The 557-nt window shown below is 31.2% G+C and carries 1 protein-coding gene; it reads right to left on the bottom strand.

Annotated features, from left to right (window positions below; genetic code table 11):
* Positions 1-209 precede the first annotated feature (209 nt).
* Positions 210-407, bottom strand: coding sequence for a hypothetical protein (locus J7574_RS23140; RefSeq protein ID WP_290974725.1), 198 nt, complete (start codon positions 405-407; stop codon positions 210-212).
* Positions 408-557: the final 150 nt, after the last annotated feature.

Raw genomic sequence — 557 nt, 5'->3', positions numbered from 1 at the left:
TCGTCGCCTTTCTTTTGAAAACCCTATCCAATCCGGATGGGGTTTTCTGTTTTATGAGCTTTTCTGTTTTTTTTTTACGTAAAAACGTAGTGAAAGGAGCCTCATCCTTTTGCGGCAGACAGCGCCAAGGCTAATAAACCTTTTTCCGAAAAAATTGAAGCGGACAGAAGGTTCGTGGGGTAACGCAATGATACATGATAAATGATAATCTAAAACCTGTAATTATTATATAGTTCTTCACTGCTAAGATTTTGCTCGCTTATTTTTTGGCCACAGAAATTATAAATAATTAGTTTTCCTTTTTCTTTATTTTTTAGAATAATGACTTCATGAATCTCTTCTCCTTGGATAACTATTCTATGAAATTTTCTATACCAAGAATAGTCATTAGTTTCAGATGATTTCATTATGATTTTATTATTACTTTTCCATTTGGATTGATAACCTTGTCAATTCGTTTTGCTTTTTTGTGGCCTGTTCGTTTGAAAAAGAAATATTTGTATCTGTTTTTATTATTATATTTTTTTCTTCACAATGATCTTTGAGAACTGATAATG

Origin of the sequence: Flavobacterium sp. (genome assembly GCF_017744675.1) — a bacterium.
Taxonomy (GTDB): domain Bacteria; phylum Bacteroidota; class Bacteroidia; order Flavobacteriales; family Flavobacteriaceae; genus Flavobacterium.
The sequence above is the reverse complement of the archived record's forward strand: the minus strand, read 5'-3'. Positions and strand labels throughout refer to the sequence as shown.

Bases quoted from the DNA above. Each gene is read 5' to 3' on its own strand.
- J7574_RS23140 (WP_290974725.1), bottom strand. From the start codon at position 407: ATGAAATCATCTGAAACTAATGACTATTCTTGGTATAGAAAATTTCAT.